Origin of the sequence: Oribacterium sinus, from assembly GCF_963553175.1 — a bacterium.
In the GTDB taxonomy this organism is placed as follows: domain Bacteria; phylum Bacillota; class Clostridia; order Lachnospirales; family Lachnospiraceae; genus Oribacterium; species Oribacterium sinus_B.
Genome location: NZ_CAUVME010000016.1, coordinates 25,575 through 41,955, shown reverse-complemented (window position 1 = coordinate 41,955; position 16,381 = coordinate 25,575). Strand labels below are relative to the sequence as shown.

The following is a 16,381-nucleotide window of genomic DNA, read 5'->3' as shown; positions in this document are numbered from 1 at the left end:
GCTTATTCTCCATACTGCTTCTTATAATAATCCTGATACTCTCCGGAAATGATGTGCTCCCACCAGTCCTTATGATCCAGGTACCACTGAATAGTTACGGGGATTCCGGTATCAAAGGTATATTCCGGCTTCCAACCAAGCTCAGTCTCCAGCTTCGTGGGGTCGATAGCATAACGCATATCGTGTCCTGGACGGTCTGTCACATAATGAATCAGGGATTCCGGCTTGTCTAAGGCCCTTAAAATCGTCTTCACAACCTCAAGATTAGTTCTTTCATTGTGTCCGCCAACATTGTAGACCTCTCCCACTCTTCCTTTACGGACAATGAGGTCAATAGCCTTGCAATGGTCGGTTACATAGAGCCAGTCACGAACATTCTCCCCCTTACCGTAAACAGGAATGCTTTCGTTATTTAAGGCTCTGGAAATTACCAGCGGAATCAACTTCTCCGGAAAATGATAGGGACCGTAGTTGTTGGAACAACGGGAAATGGTCACCGGCAGTCCGAAGGTTCTGTGATATGCCAGGACAAAAAGATCCGCACTTCCCTTGGAGGATGAATAGGGAGAAGAGGTTTTAATAGGAGTATCCTCTGTAAAGAAAAGGTCTGTTCTTTCTAAAGGAAGGTCTCCGTATACCTCATCGGTGGATACCTGATGATAACGCTTTATACCGTACTCTCTGCAGGCATCCATCAGGCAAACCGTGCCCAAAACATTGGTCTTTAAAAAGATTTCCGGATCCTTTAAAGAGCGATCCACATGGGACTCTGCCGCAAAGTTAATCACCACATCCGGCTTTTCCTTTGCAAATAAATCAAAGATAAAAGCTCTGTCTGTAATATCTCCCTTGATAAAACGATAATTTTTCTTTCCCTCTAAGGGAGCCAAGGTCTCCAAATTTCCTGCATAGGTCAGGCTATCCAGGCAAATCCACTCCTCATCGGGATAGGCATTTACCACAAAATGCATGAAGTTTCCTCCAATAAAGCCTGCGCCTCCGGTTACGATTGTTTTCATCTTCTCCTCCTACTGCTCTTCGATATATTTTCCGTCTAAAACATCCTTTAAGTACTTGCCATACTCATTTTTCTTTAAAAGCTCATAGGCTTCCAAAACCTTTTCCCTGCTGATCCAGCCATTACGGTAGGCAATTTCCTCAAGGCAGGCAATCTTTCTGTGCTCATGAGTCTCAATGGTACATACAAAGTTGGTAGCATCCACTAAAGAGGCATGGGTTCCGGTATCCAGCCAAGTAAATCCCTGCCCCAAAAGTGCCACATCCAACTCCCCCTTCTCCAAATAGATACGGTTCAGGTCGGTGATTTCCAGCTCCCCTCTCTTGGAAGGCTTTAGGCTTTTCGCATAGTCCACAACCTTATTGTCGTAGAAATACAAGCCGGTTACACAGTAGTTTGACTTGGGTTTTTCCGGCTTCTCTTCAATGGAAATCGCCTTTCCCGTACCGTCAAACTCCACAATACCGAAACGCTCCGGGTCATCCACATAGTAGCCGAATACGGTAGCACCATGCTCCTTTGCCACAGCCTTCTTTAAGATTTCTCTAAAGCCTCGTCCGGCAAAGATATTGTCTCCCAAAATCATGGCTACCGGCTCTCCACCGATAAACTCTTCTCCGATTAAAAAAGCTTGGGCCAATCCGTCCGGAGAGGGCTGAACCGCATACTGTAAATGTAAACCGAAAGCCTCTCCATCCCCCAAGAGCTCCTGAAATCTGGGTGTGTCTGTAGGTGTGGAAATAATCAAAATATCCCGAATCCCTGCATCCATCAAAACGGACAAAGGATAATAAATCATAGGCTTGTCATATATCGGAAGCAATTGCTTAGAAGTCACCCTTGTCAGCGGATATAATCTGGTACCGGAACCTCCTGCAAGAATAATACCTTTCATGGTTTTTCTCCCCTCTTAAAATAATGCATACTGCTGTAAATTTTAGCATAGGCAAAGCAGATATACAAAGGCTTTTTCTGTTAAATTAGCTTAATTTTTATAGGAGCTTTTTTAAGAATTTTTATAAAGCCGTTTCCGGCAAAAACTATTGCTTAAAAAATTAGCTTCATTCTTCTCGCTTCATGCTTCTCGCTTCATGCTTCTCGCTTCTCGCTTCCTCTTATTTTTTCATAAACTCTCTTCCCCACCTTTGCAAGGCATTTTCTCCTATGCTACACTAGCTAAAGACAATACTTTTCAAAAGGAGTTCAGCATGGAAAAAGCCTTAATTGCCATGAGTGGCGGTGTGGACAGCTCAGTTGCCGCAGCGCTTATGCAGGAAAGAGGATATGATTGTATCGGCATCACCATGAAATTATACGATAGCGAAACCGGACAGGCCTGCCGAAGCAGGACCTGTTGTACACTAGAAGATGTGGAGGACGCAAGACAAGTGGCCTCTACCCTTTCCATGCCCTTTTATGTTTTGAATTTCAAGGACGATTTTCAGAAGAAAGTCATTCTTCCCTTTGTAGAGACCTATGAAAATGGCGGAACCCCTAACCCCTGTATTCGTTGCAATCGTTTTATGAAGCACGATAAGCTATACCAAAGGGCGGAGGAGCTCTCCTGCTCTTATATCGTTACCGGACACTATGCCAGAATCGAAAAGGACGAAAGTACCGGTCGATATCTTTTGAAGAAGGCAAGGGACGAGAAAAAGGATCAAAGCTATGTTCTCTATTTCTTAAACCAGGAACAGCTGGCCCATACCCTCTTTCCCTTGGGAGAATATTCTTCTAAAGAAGAGGTTCGGGCGATTGCGGACAAATACGGCTTTATCAATTCCGATAAGCCGGATTCTCAGGATATTTGTTTTGTAACCAATGGAGATTACGGAGATTTTTTGGAAAAGTTTCGGGGAAAGCCCTATCCAGGCGGAGACTTTGTAGATGAAAACGGAAAAAAGCTGGGAGAGCATAGAGGTACTATCCGTTACACCATCGGCCAAAGAAAGGGCTTGGGACTTTCCTTGAAAAAGCCCATGTATGTTTCCGGAAAAAATATTGAAAAAAATCAAGTGATTCTCTCTGACAAAGAAGGGATTTACTTTGAAGGCCTATTGGCCAATGATTTTAACTGGATCAGCCTTCCCCCAACGGAAGAAAGGGCAGTAGAAGCCAAAACCCGCTATAACGGAAAGGCTGTTCCCGCAATCGTCTCCCTACGGGAAAATGGTGACGTCTTCTTACGCTTCCCGGAAAAGGAAAGAGCCGTAACCAAAGGTCAGGCCGTGGTGCTTTATGACGGAGACCTGGTTCTCGGGGGGGGAACGATTATAGAAGGGTATAAGAAACTGTAAAAAAAACAAAATGGATTTTCCCAGCAATATAGGTCTGAATTGGGGCATGCTCGCTAGCCTAATCCAATGTATTGAAGGACTGTATTTATTTATAAAGATGTGCTCTAATGCAGTATAGGTCTATAATCGGGGCACGCTCCCGCTAACCTCGCCTACGCATCGGAACTAACTTCAAGCTTCGCTTTGCTCGCTTTCAGTAAGTACCGGCGGGCTCAGATTGCCCCTCTTACAGACCTATACTGCATTATTCGCTTCATTTATTGATTTTTACAGTTCTTCACTTCGTCGGATTTCGCAAGTATCGGGCTCAGACTACCCCGCATTCAGACCTATATTGCCGAAAATCCTATATTATTTTGATTTCATACATTTCTCGCTAGACATACAAAGCTTCATCCGAAAGCTTTGCCTTATGAATCAGCAGAATTCCTCCCCTCTCTTTTCCCTTTACGTTATAAAGGGCGGTATCTGCCGCAAAGGTATAATCCCAAACCCTGTTCTTTTTCAGCGGAACGGAATTACGGATTCCTTGGGAAATGGTCACAACTCCCCCTCCCACTTCTTCCGAATGTTGTAGGTTCAAGGCTTTCACCGATTCTCCCAATTCCTTGGCATAGCTCAGAAGCTCTTCATCCTGCATATTCTCATAAATCAGAACAAATTCATCCCCGCCGTAACGGGCAGCATAGATGCCTGGATGCTTTGCACAGAGCTTCTTGATTTCCCCGGCAACCAAACGAAGACATTCATCCCCGGCCTGATGACCGTAGCGATCATTGTACTGCTTAAAATAGTCCAAATCCACCATTTCAAAGCCTACAGGGGTTCTGGAATTATATGCTCTCTCAAAGGCTGCATCCGCAAAGGTGCTTAAATGATAGCGATTGGGAAGGCCGGTCAATTCATCGTGATCCGCTTTCTGGGTGAGGCGAACATTTTCCTCCTCCATAAAGGCATTCTGCTCCTTTAAATCCTCCAAATCCTTCCGAATCTTTAAGGCAAATAAAAAGGCATTGACCTTCTCCACCTCCTGCTGCTTCACCATCTCATAGTAGTGATATGCAGACTCATTTCTGGATTTCTCATCGGAAACCTTGTCGAAATATCGGAGCTTGGATTCCAAAAAGCGTTTCTGCAACTCAGGAAGATTGATTTCCGAAAGCTTTCCCTCCAGAAGATGTAAAACCTTATGACATTCCTTAAGCTTATCAATTTCCAAAAAGAAATCCGCCAAATCGCACACATCCTCAATCATATGGGTCCGGAGAGCCGTCATTACCGCCCGATCCACAAAACGTCGAATCAAAAGATCCCGCTCCGATATTTTATCCTCGTAATGAGCAAGACGAATAGAAAAGCTTAAAATGTCTATACCGGACAGCAGCTCTCCTGTATAGGGGGAATTCTTTGCCAGGGTTAGAACGGAATCCAGACAGGCTCTTGCCGCCTGCACATCCCGACTTCTGCTTAAATAGATATTTCCCAGGAAAATATAAATGCTCATCATATTGGAAACATACGCACTGTCTACGGTAGTTCCACTAATGTCATAGAGGGCTTCTTCGGCGTAATAGCGACCATGATCATAGTCATTTAAGCTGAAATAGAGTCTTGCAATATTGGATTTCACAATACCGCTGAGGCTGTTATCCGCTTCTTCCATCTGCTCATAATACTTTAAGGCCGTCATATAATAATCTAGTGCCAGAGCGAAGTTTCCACGCAAAAACTCCGTGATGCCCAAGAGATTATGGGAACGGGTCAAAAGAGAAAAATCCTGTACCTCCTGCTGGGATTTAATGGCTTTGGAAAGATAAAGTTGCATTTGATCCACGTCAAAATGAAAGCTATAGTACGCATCAGCCAACTGATAGTACACATAGCCCTTCAAAGATTCATCATCTAATTTTTCCGCCATTCCAAGAAGGTATCCTAAGCTGTGAAAAATCCCCTCATCAAATAAGGTATACTGTTTTTCTATTAGTAGGGATAGATCTTGTATTTCCTTTTCATATCCGCTAAAATCCATAAACTTTTCCTTTTGAACGAGCTGCCTCAGCTTAAACCGTAGCAACCGTTTAAACGAGATATCGCACGCTTTGCGAGCGATACTCGTTATGAATAATAATCCGAACTATTATAACAAAAAACCCTCTTATACAAAAGAGGGTTTTTCTAAAATAATTATTATCGCCTTGAATCTCTCTTCTAATGAGGATCCTCCGCATCTATCGCTCCGTTAAAATTTGCCGGAGCAAGGGCTGAGGTTTCCGGTGCTGCTGTTGCGGGATTTCTTTCCGCCGTTGTCTGGGCAGTCGTAGCACTTGTACTTTCCTTTGTGGATTTCGTACTTTCCTTGGTGGATTTTGTGCTCTCCTTCGTAGAGTTTGTGTTGCTTTTCTTCGTAGAAGAACTGCTTTCGCTGCTACTCTTCTTGCTTTTTGTACTTTCCGTACTGCTTTTCGCCTTAGTCTCTGCGGACTTTGTAGATGAAGCGGTGGCGGATTGGGTACTAGCCGAGCTTTGCACCACGGAAACGGTACTTTCCGTACTTGCAACCTGTGTTTCCGTTACCACAGGCGGGAAATGCTTATACTGTATGCCGTTTCCGCCGGCAACATCCTGACCGCGGAAACGAATCATCTCCGAAACGGTAACCAGCTGATATCCTCTGGCCGTTAATTCCGGAATAATCGCCTTGCAGGCCTCAGCCGTAGACAGGTATAGGGCATGCATCAACACAATATCCCCATCCTTTACCTGACTCAAAACAATCTGCTTGGTTTTTTCCGCGTCCCGAGAACGCCAATCCTCCGTATCAATAGACCAGAAAATCAGAGGTTTACTTACTGCTGTTTTCACGTCTGCCGTGTAATTTCCACCGGGAAGACGTACCAATGCGGGAGCAACGCCGGAGGCATTTTGAACCGCCTGATCCGTCTTATCGAACTCATTCCGGATATAGTCCACACCTTTTTTGCTTAAATGAATATCATGGTCATAAGAGTGATTGCCTACCTCATGGCCACGCTCAACAGTGTTCTTAATATCCTCGGGGAACTTTTCCACTCGCTGTCCCACAACAAAGAAGGTAGATCTTCCATTCACCTTCTCCAGCTCATCCATCAAAATACTGTCCACCTGCACATCCGGTCCGTCATCAAAGGTCAAAGCCACCATGGGTTTGGTGGGATCGATGTATCTTCCTCCGGATAGCACAAGACCATTGTCTTCACTGGCACTTTCTGCGGTTTCCGAAGCACTTTCCTGCCCTTCTCCGCTTTCTTCCGAAAGCCCCTCAGAAATGGAGCTCTCCACCACCGTCTCAATAGCTCCTTTTTGCTCCGTTCTGCTCTTCTCAATAAAATGTACAATTCCGGCAAAGGCCTTAAACACCAAGAACATAAACACTAAGGCTACACAAGCGAAAAGTATCCGAACATTTCTTACCGCTTCTCTTCTCTTCTTGATTCTTGCCTTTCTTCTTCTATATTCCCGTCTCTCCTCTTCCGTTAGGCTTCGAGGAATTCTATTTCCTCCGGTACTGCTCCTTCTCTTTGCACTGCTGTTAAGCTTGCTCTGTCGTTCTGCTCTATATTTATCGCTTCGATTACGAAATTTTCTCTCTCCGCTGTCTATATTTCTCTTGTCCGCCATGATTAACCCTTCTTTTTTAATTCTGCCATTTCCTTCTTACTATACCACAGTTTTTTCAAAAAAAAAAAGGAAGAGTTTTTTAAGACTTGTTAATCCGAAGCATTTTTATTAGAATACTAGCCGAGAAGAAAAAGGAGTATAGCATGGATAAAAAAGGAATTGCGGAAGTTAAAAGGTGTTTCAAAAAAGAAGATTGTCGTATTGACCGTATGGTTAGTTGCTTTGTAAATGAAGAGGGAGAAGTTATTTCTCGTTTCTCCGACTCCTTCTATGCTTTGGAGGATAAGGAATTGTTTAAATATTGCGAGCTTTTTAAGCAGTCTCTTTCCGGTAAGCTTGGAAGAAATCTCTATACCCTGGCTTTCCCACTCGAGGAAGAAAAGGAAGGGGGAAAGCAACAGGAGCTTTATCAGCTTTTGCAGTCCGAGCTAAAGGAGGAGGCTCTTTATGATGCTTTTTTCGAAAAAATTCGTAAGGACTATCCCATTCCCGGAAAGCATCTTCTGCTTCTGGCCCATGGAGTTTATGACGTACCTAAAAAGACCACCGACGGTTTGGTCTTAGAGGATGCTTCCGAAAATGTTTATTCCTTCATCCTTTTTGCCCTTTGTCCGGTAAGTCTTCTGAAGGAAGGTCTTTGCTTTGATCAACAGAGTGATTCCTTTATCAGCCGTTCCGAAGACTTCGTCGTTCAAAAGCCGGAGATTTCCCTCCTCTATCCCGCCTTTCATGATCGAGGCAGTGATATCCACGAGCTATTGTATCGCTGCAAAAAAAGAGAGGATAGTCTGGACAGTCTTCCCGAAATCCTCTTCGGCACTTCCCTTCCCATGGGAGAAAAGCAGCAAAAGAATTGTTTTTCCAAGCTGGTAGAAGAAATTTTGCAGGAGGACTGCACCTTCGAAAACGTTCGTCTCCTTCAGGAAGAGCTTTCCGAATTACAGAATAAGGAAAATGAAGAAGAGCGGGAGCAAAGCCTTCCGAAAAACCAGGTAAAGGCTCTTTTGGAGAAGGCCGGAGCCACTGAAGAACAGTTATTGAACTTCTCTTCTCTGTATGAAGAAGAGCTGGGAGAGAAAAACGAGAGTCTTTTTTTGGAAAATCTGGCAGATTCCACCCTTCGTTTGGATTCGGATAATGTGCATTTAAGGATTAAAAATGAAGTTTCCGCAATTTTGGAAAGTAGAATCATTGACGGAAAAGAATATCTCTTACTTCCCATATCCGACAATCTGGAATGCAACGGCATTTCCATACGAAGACGACTTGCGGAAAAGGAAGAGCAATAAACGAGATGTCTCAGGTTCGCCTGCGCCACTTGTTAAGAATAAAAGAAAGAACGATGAATAAAAAAGGGAAGGAGAATTTTTAGGAGCATTTCTCCTTCCGGATGGGAGACAAAGTTGAGACTGGATAAATATCTTTCAGACATGGGGGTAGAGAGCCGTTCCGTATTAAAACGGGAAATTCGAAAGGGCTTGGTCAGCATTAACGGTGAGATTGTGAAGGATCCAAGCATGGAGGTTCAGCCCGGAGATTCCGAGATTATATATAAAGACGAGCCTATTCATTATGAAGAGTTATCCTATTACATGATGAATAAGCCTGTGGGAGTGCTTTCCTCCACTGAGGATAGAAAACAAAAAACCGTTCTGGATCTCTTTTCCGACAAGCATAGAAAAGATCTCTTTCCTGTAGGGCGTTTGGATAAGGACAGTGAGGGGCTTCTTTTGATTATGAATGACGGTGCTTTAGCCCATAAGCTACTTTCTCCGAAAATGCATATTGAGAAAAAATATTTGGTGGAAATCCCCGGTAAAATCTCCGAAGAGGAATTGGATCGCTTACGGCAGGGCATCCAATACGATACGGATTTAATTGCCATGCCTGCAAAAGCCCGTTGCCTATCTTCCACGGAGGAAGGAAGTCAGGTGGAAGTCATTATTATGGAAGGAAAATTCCATCAAATCAAAAAAATGTTTCTGGCCCTGTCTCCGGATTATGTGGTCACCAAGCTTCAAAGACTTTCCATGGGACCACTGCATTTAGATCCTGCCCTTGCCCCAGGCGAATACCGCAAGCTTTCGGAGGAAGAAGTACAGGCAATAAAGAACTGTTTTTAGACCTATGATACAGATCTGTTTTTCGGTCTACGATACAAAACTTTTTTAGGTCTACGATACAAAACTTTTTTAGCTCTACAATACAAAACTTTTTTAGGTCTATTACTCATTCAATCTGTAAATCACCAGAATATCTCCCACTGCAATGGTAGTGTTCCCATTAGGAATCACGATTTCCTTACCTCTTTCAATCAAAAGCACTCTGGCCATCTCATCTCTTGGGATTTCTGCAATGGTTTTATTGGCATAAACACTGTCCCTGTCTACCTCCAGCTCAACGATATCCAAGTCCGAGGCCATGGTAGACTTGGCAGAACCGATAACCACCCGGTCTCCCACCTGTATCTTCGTATCTCCCCTTGGTAATTCTTTTTCTCCATTTCTTTCCACCAAAATGATAGGGGTGTCCGGCGGCGTAATTATATCCTTAATCAACTGCCCCGCCCAATGATGCCCTTCAGGAATGATAAACTCAATAAACTGCACCGGCTTTTGCTCCGTATAGTCCGTAAAGGTCTTCATAACGTCGCTTTGGTCATCAATCATATCCAAGCGTCCTGCCATTTTCGGTAAAAAGCTCCCCTGAAAGAGAATCGATAGAATCACGATAAAAAATACCAGATGGAACAAAAAGTCTCCGCTTCCCAAGCTTTCCACCGCTAAAATTGCAAATACAATGGAAGCCGCTCCTCGAAGTCCCGCAAAGGAAATAAGGAAATTTCGATTTTTAGAGGAGGGGAAGAATCTCATAAGCAGGAATACGGAAAGAGGTCTGGCAATAAAGGTCAGGAAAAAGAAAATAATCAAGCCCTGAAACGCCACATGAGGAAGCTCTGAAGGCTGGGATAACAGCCCCAGCAAAAAGAAAATCACTAACTGCATCAGTCCCGTTAAGCCGTCAAAGAAGGACACCATCTCCTTCTTTTCTTTGATTTTTCCATTTCCCAGAATAATCCCGGTAAGATAAACAGAAAGATAACCGTTCCCCCCCAGTACGGAGGAAAGGGAATAAGCAGTTACCGCCGATCCCAAAACAAAGACAAAGTCGAAGCCATCTCCGGAGACATCCACCTTCCGCATAAGATACTGGGTAAGCAGAGCCACCACAAAACCTACGGACAAACCCCAGAAGACCTGAGCAAAGAGCATGCCGAGCATCTGTCCGAAGGATAGGTCCCCCTGAATCATCAGCATGGAAATCAAGGTCATCATATAGGACATGGGATCGTTACTTCCTGATTCAAACTCCAGTAAGGAAGCTGTTCTATCCTTTAAATTCAGTTTTCGGGAACGGAGAATGGAAAAGACGGAAGCCGCATCGGTAGACCCTATTACGGAGCCCAGCAATAAGCCCCAGGAAAAACTTAAGTTAAACGCTAACATGCAGAAAAGCCCTACAGCCACTGCCGTTAGGACTACGCCCAAAGTGGATAAAACCATTGCTTCCTTGGAAATGTGTTTTGCCTCCTTCCAGCTTGTTCCAAAACCGCCGGAAAACATAATGAAGATTAATCCAAAGCTGCAAATATTTTCAGCCAGAGAATAGTTTTCAAAGGGAATCTTAAATACGCCGTCACTACCGAAGACGATTCCTAAAAAAAGGAAGGCTAAAAGCATGGGAAGACCCATTCTTACAGAGAGCTTTTTCAAAAAAACGCTGAAGAAAATGACAATCCCCCACATCAATAGCATTTGATTCAGATTTCCCTCCATAGCCACTCCTTCTCTACTAATTTGTTGAAATGCTATTTTAACATATTTTTAACAAAGCGCATAGAGCGTAAAAAAGAGAAAGCTACATTCGAGGACAAAAAAAGAAGAGTCTGCAAAAAATCAAATGATTTTTTACAAACTCTTCTTAAATAATTTTATATTATCTCTTCACAGTCTTTCTCTTTTTACCGTAAACCAGCGCTGTGGCAAAGCCCAGTCCGGTTAAGCTAAAGAGCGCAAAGTACAGAAGCATTGCACTGCTGTCTCCGGTTTTGGTCTGTCCACGCTCAGCGCCCAGAACAGCTCCCGGCTCAACATTCTGCTGTGCATTTCTATCTGCACCAAGTACAGCTCCATCCGCAGTGATTACATCCGGATTTCCTGCAGGTGTACGATTCGCATTCAATACATCTCCACCTCTTGGATTTGGCTGTGAAGGACTTGGACTGGGGGAGTTTCCTCCACCGTTTCCGCCGCCGCCATTTCTGCCGCCTCCACCATTGGGGGTAGGAGTATCGTCATTTTTCTTATTTACAAACACATTGACATAGCCGGTAGCAGGATTGCTCTGTGTTGTTGCTGTATAGCCGGCAACACTATCCTCGGTAACGGTATAACGGATTTCTTTACCGTTTGCATCAAATTTCGGCATATCAAAGCTGTGCTGCCAACCGTTAGCCTTATTTAAGGTATAGGTAGCTACCTTCTCTCCGTTAGCAAAAAGCTGTACGTTCAAATGGTCGGGGTGAGGACCCTTACCCTGCCAAATCTTGGTCACAGGAATTACCACTCTGGAACCGTTATAGTTGCTAATGGTAAATCCTGTCTTCTCCGATCCGGAAATTGCTGCCTTAAAGCCTGCTACTTCCTCTTCTGAAATCGTATAAACAATTTCCTTTCCATTGGCATCCTGCTTGGGAAGATTGGAGAAGCTTGCCTTCCAGCCGTTGGCTGCGGATAACTCTACTGTAAGATTCTCATCCTTCACACCGTTCTTTAAAACGGAAACTACAACCTTTTCAGGCTTATTTGTTGCAAGAGCCGGATCCAATACCCATTCCTTCTTAACAGAAAGATTGGTTTCCTTGGCAAGAACTTCCTTCTTCTTATTCAGCATTTCCACTTCTACGGTAGCACCCTTTGCGATGGAATTCTCAAAATCCTCTTTGCTGATGGTACGAGGTGTGGAATCCAACTCGTAGCCTTCCGGTGCCTCCACCTCGGTCAATACATAGTCGGCCTTGAAAACATTTTCCAACTTTGCAATACCGTTCTCGTCGGTCACAATGGTCTTTGTATATTTGGTCTTAGGATTAACTAAAGTAAACTTAGCCCCCTGAAGAGCCTCGCCCTCATCTCCGATTTTCTTAACCTGAAGGTTGAAGGTTTTTCCATTTAAGAAACCGCCGGCTTCACTGACTTCAAAATTTCTGATTTGCTCTCTGCTGACAATTCCGTCACCGGTAAGTTTTGCCTGATTTTTATAAATAGTACCATTTTTAAATGCTTCATTAATCTCAACATAATAGCTGAAGAAGAAGCCGTCATCCGGATTCAGCTTTCCGATAGTATAGGTAAAGCTTCGTCCATCCGCAGAGTAATTCGGAGTAAAAAAGTCTTTGGAGGATTCTGCTGTATAGTTCTGCTTATCACGAAGACTCCAGAATGGGCCCCGATTCGCATCCGTATCATCCGGAGCACTTACCCAAACACCGTTCTGCCACTGTCCGGAACGCCAGATTCCCGTTCTTAAGATAGGAGCATAAGTGTCAATATCGGACTGCTTAAGATTTGCATCCGTAAAATGATGCTTTACATCAAAATAGCTAAGCGCATCACTTTGCAGGGTATCGGTGAAAACAACATTCTCATAATCCGTAGCCCCCTGTACCTTCTCGATATGTCGAGCATCAAGGGAAACCGTGTAATGAATCAAGTAATGGGTATTTCCGTCCTGGTCTACCAGTTCAACCAGCTTTCTGTCACGACTCTTCCAAAAGCTGACAGGATTTTCCTTACCGATAATCTGGTAGCCCACATTGTAATTAATTACGGTCTTTCCGTTTACCTTAAGTTCCAGTGGAGTTTTGGTATCGGCTTTTACGACTTCCTTGTCGATTTCCGTATTAAAAAATACACTACCGTCCGTACCGCTGTAATGTTCAGCGTCCTTGGTAAACACAATGCGCATTTCCTTGGTCGCCTGATTATACTCTCCCTTAGCCAGAATCTTTCCGTTATCTCCCGGAATATTAAAGCTCAAGTCGGAGGACTTTAATTCTTTGGGAAGCTGAATAGAGATATAGTCTCCCTCCTGAATACTTAAGCCCTGAACTTTGATGGTGGCTTTAAATTGCATACTCTGATAGTTGGCAAAACTGCTACCCTCCTTCAGAGCCTTTCCGTCTACAAACAGTTCTACATCGGATAAAGCATTTTCAATTGCCTTTCCGCTTGTGCTTCCGGTGCCGGCTCCGGAAATTGTGCTGCTGCTTGCTACTGAAGCTTCTGTACCAGTCCCTGTACTTCCGCTTGCCACTACAGTTGTTCCCCCGCTAGTACCGGTTTCGGCATTGGCATAGGAAAATCCCTGCCATACCATTAAAAGAACCAGCAAAAGGGACAAAATCTGTCTCTTAGCTTTCATATTTCTTCTCCTTAAAAAATACTTAATTTTAGCGTCACTCGCTATTCTAGCATATTTTCTTAAAATTTCAAGGTGAAAAAATAAGTTTTTTTAAAGAATTAATACAGAGATTTTAAATAATTATTTGCTATATGAAAAAACCGCCTAAGAAATCTTAGACGGTTTTTCCTTTATGCTTCCTGCATAGTAATTATGCTTCCTGCCATTTTCATGGGGCGAAAACTGCGTTTTACTTCTCAGTTTTCTTTCTTTTCTTCTCGGCCAATACCCAAGCGAAAAGTCCTACTCCGGTAGTTGCAAATAATGCAAGATACTGAAGGGCTCTGCTGTTGTCGCCGGTAGATGTGGAACGAGATGCATCCAATACGGAACCGTCAGCCTTCTTGTTTCTGCTGGCGTTTAATACGGAACCGTTCTTGCCCTGAGCCTTATCCTGGCTACCGCCCGGCTCTCTGGAAGCATCCAATACAGATCCGGGAGTATTGGGTTTATTACTTCCTCCACGATTATTGCTTCTGCTTGGAGTTCCGCCGCCATTTCCGCCACCGTTTCCGCCGCCCCTATTACCCGGAGCGTTAGGATCCTGGCTAACTTTGGTATTGGTAATTACATTGAGATAGCCTGTAGCAGCATCTCCGCTAATCTTGGTGGTATAGCCTGCTACCGCATCCTCTGTAACGGTATATTGAATCTCCTTACCATTCTTGCTTCTCTCCAGATTGGTAAAGGTGTACTGCCAGTTATTGTTGGCATAAAGATCCTGCTTAGCAATTTCCTTTCCGTCTGCTAAGAGACGAACAGTTACGGATGAGGGATGATCTCCCTTTCCGCTCCATACCTTGGTAACAGGAATGGAAATCTTATTGCTGATGGTATTGGTTAAGGTAAAGCCAAGCTCCTGTGTTCCGGAAATAGCCGGAGCATATCCCTCCACTGCTTTTTCACGAATGGTATAGCTGTAAGCCTTACTGTTTTCGTCATACTTTGGAAGGTCGGAGAAGGAAGTCTTCCAAGCATTTGCCTGGCTTAACTCCTGCGTTACGCCGATAACCTCTCCGTTACGAAGAAGCTCTACAGTTACCTGCTTCGGTCTGCTTTGTGCCTTATCTCCTGCATCTACCCACTTCTTGGTAACATAGAGATTTCTCTTTGCTTCCGCCTTATTGTTTACAACGGTAAGGCTTGCAACCTTAGCCACATCGAACATATCCGCTTTTACACTATAGCTGTCATCGGATAAAATATATCCTGCAGGAGCCTGAATCTCCTTAACGGTATAGTCTCCTCTTAACAAGCCGGAAAGAATAGCTTCTCCGTTTGCATCAGTGGTTAATTTACCCACCTCAGCTCCCTCACTGTTGCTGACACTGAATACCGCACCGGCCAAGGCCTTCTGATCTTCATTAACCTTCTTTAACTTAATCTTAAAGGTGTCACCGGAAGCTTCGCCTCCTGCGCTCTGTACATTAACATTGTATTCCTTCTTCAACGGCTTTCCACCGTTTCCGTCAGAATCCAATTCAACCTCATTGTGATAATTAAAGTTTGTTACAGGCTTTCCGTCAACCTTTGCATAGTAAACAATTTCAAAGCCTTCATTGGAAGCTGTATTTCCAAGATTTAAGGTAAATGTCTTCTTGCCTACAGCAGCTTTATACTGTGCTTCCAGTGCTGTGCTCTGGGTAGCAGGGCCTGTCTTCTGAGAATTACGAATGTCAAAGTTCTTACCGTTTACTTCATCAGCAACCCAGTTTCCGTTGACATACTGTCCTCTCTGCCAAACACCCTTACGAATAGATACGGGATGTTCATCACTGCTGTAGTAGGAAAATGCTCCCTCTCCCAAAGTATCCTTTAAAGTAATATTGGTTCTTGCTCCAACATTTACCAAAACGCGGTAACGAATTAAGTACACCTTGTTTCCGGCCGCATCGGTTTCCTCTACGAAATTTTGCCAGGAATCCTTTACCAAATCAAAATCACTATCTTTTGTGATTCCGGTATAATTGATAGAACCGGCAATCGCCAAATTGGAAGTGTTGTTAACCTTTATAGAAGTGCTAAGCTGTTTAGCTTCTGTCTCCTTATCGGAGTTAACCTGAAGAGAAAGCCAGAACTTTCCTTTAATATCACTTCTCTGCTCTACATAATTCGTATAAGTCAAGGTAACGGTTCTATTTGCCGCATCAATGCTAGCCTTTGCTACGACCTGATCCCCATCTTTAATATCGAAGTTGTCTGATTTTTGAATTCTTAAAGAATCGGACAACTGGAAGGTGGTCGTATCTCCCGCCTTTGGGCTCTGTCCCTCCGGTACGGTAAAATCCACACTTACACCAAATTGCGCATAGTTGTCGATTCCTTCATTATTATATGCTGCAGAGTTATCCTTATTCACATAAACGGCATTAGCGTTTACGTTGATAGCTTTACCGGTGGTTGCATTAATTGCACTGGCAGCGGCCTGTCTTGCTGCTTCCTGTTTCGCCTGTTCAGCTCGGATATCTTCTTCCGAGGGGCTACCCTGACTGCCGGTTTCCGTACCGCTTGTCACCGTACTTGCGGATGCCGGGGAAGTAAGCTCATCTGCATTTGCAAAGGATACTCCCTGCCAAGCCATAGCCACGGCCATCAAGATCGCTAACAGCTTTCTTTTACGCTTCATGTCTTCTACTCCTTCATAATGATTTAAAAATTAATACTTAAACAATAGCTAATGTATTCTACCACAGCTTTTCAAAAAAACAAGACATCCTGACAAGGCTTGATTCTTGGAATTTTCTGCTGTAACCGGACGAAAAAAGAAAAAACCGTATAAAGAAGATTGGATTTTTCATTCTTAAGTTTTTTGCACTTCTTTTTTATCCTTTTATGCTTCTTTCCTTTCTGAAAATGAACATTTTTCTCACATTCCTCTTACTTTAGG

General features: G+C 43.7%; 10 protein-coding genes. 3 read left to right on the top strand and 7 right to left on the bottom strand.

Features of this window, described 5'->3' with window-relative positions:
* Nucleotides 1-2 precede the first annotated feature (2 nt).
* Both rfbB and rfbA read right to left on the bottom strand, forming a co-directional pair.
* Nucleotides 3-1,019, bottom strand: a complete 1,017-nt coding sequence (gene rfbB / locus RYO92_RS06090) for a dTDP-glucose 4,6-dehydratase (RefSeq protein WP_007155814.1) — start codon at nt 1,017-1,019, stop codon at nt 3-5.
* A 9-nt stretch (nt 1,020-1,028) separates the two neighbouring features.
* The gene (gene rfbA / locus RYO92_RS06085) at nt 1,029-1,913 is read right to left on the bottom strand and encodes a glucose-1-phosphate thymidylyltransferase RfbA (RefSeq protein WP_315369799.1); all 885 of its coding nucleotides are present in this window, start codon (nt 1,911-1,913) and stop codon (nt 1,029-1,031) included.
* A 313-nt stretch (nt 1,914-2,226) separates the two neighbouring features.
* On the opposite strand from rfbA, the gene mnmA reads away from it, so the two are divergent.
* Nucleotides 2,227-3,315, top strand: coding sequence for a tRNA 2-thiouridine(34) synthase MnmA (mnmA, locus tag RYO92_RS06080; protein WP_315369798.1), 1,089 nt, complete (start codon nt 2,227-2,229; stop codon nt 3,313-3,315).
* Nucleotides 3,316-3,691: 376 nt separating this feature from the next.
* Here mnmA and RYO92_RS06075 read toward each other — a convergent pair whose 3' ends face one another.
* Nucleotides 3,692-5,344, bottom strand: a complete 1,653-nt coding sequence (locus RYO92_RS06075) for a tetratricopeptide repeat-containing diguanylate cyclase (protein WP_315369797.1) — start codon at nt 5,342-5,344, stop codon at nt 3,692-3,694.
* A 179-nt stretch (nt 5,345-5,523) separates the two neighbouring features.
* Nucleotides 5,524-6,972, bottom strand: coding sequence for a polysaccharide deacetylase family protein (locus RYO92_RS06070; protein WP_315369796.1), 1,449 nt, complete (start codon nt 6,970-6,972; stop codon nt 5,524-5,526).
* Nucleotides 6,973-7,115: 143 nt separating this feature from the next.
* On the opposite strand from RYO92_RS06070, the gene RYO92_RS06065 reads away from it, so the two are divergent.
* Together RYO92_RS06065 and RYO92_RS06060 are read left to right on the top strand one after the other, a co-directional pair.
* Nucleotides 7,116-8,261, top strand: coding sequence for a DUF4317 domain-containing protein (locus RYO92_RS06065; protein WP_315369795.1), 1,146 nt, complete (start codon nt 7,116-7,118; stop codon nt 8,259-8,261).
* 114 nt (nt 8,262-8,375) lie between these two features.
* Complete coding sequence (locus RYO92_RS06060; protein WP_315369794.1) at nt 8,376-9,095, top strand: pseudouridine synthase; 720 nt, start codon at nt 8,376-8,378, stop codon at nt 9,093-9,095.
* 102 nt (nt 9,096-9,197) lie between these two features.
* On the opposite strand, the gene RYO92_RS06055 is transcribed toward RYO92_RS06060, so the two are convergent.
* From RYO92_RS06055 to RYO92_RS06045, 3 genes are all read right to left on the bottom strand, one after another.
* On the bottom strand, nt 9,198-10,808 hold the full coding sequence (locus RYO92_RS06055; RefSeq protein WP_315369793.1) for a potassium/proton antiporter: 1,611 nt from the start codon (nt 10,806-10,808) through the stop codon (nt 9,198-9,200).
* 160 nt (nt 10,809-10,968) lie between these two features.
* Complete coding sequence (locus tag RYO92_RS06050; RefSeq protein WP_315369792.1) at nt 10,969-13,455, bottom strand: Cna B-type domain-containing protein; 2,487 nt, start codon at nt 13,453-13,455, stop codon at nt 10,969-10,971.
* 229 nt (nt 13,456-13,684) lie between these two features.
* Nucleotides 13,685-16,120, bottom strand: a complete 2,436-nt coding sequence (locus RYO92_RS06045) for a Cna B-type domain-containing protein (protein ID WP_315369791.1) — start codon at nt 16,118-16,120, stop codon at nt 13,685-13,687.
* Nucleotides 16,121-16,381 lie beyond the last annotated feature (261 nt).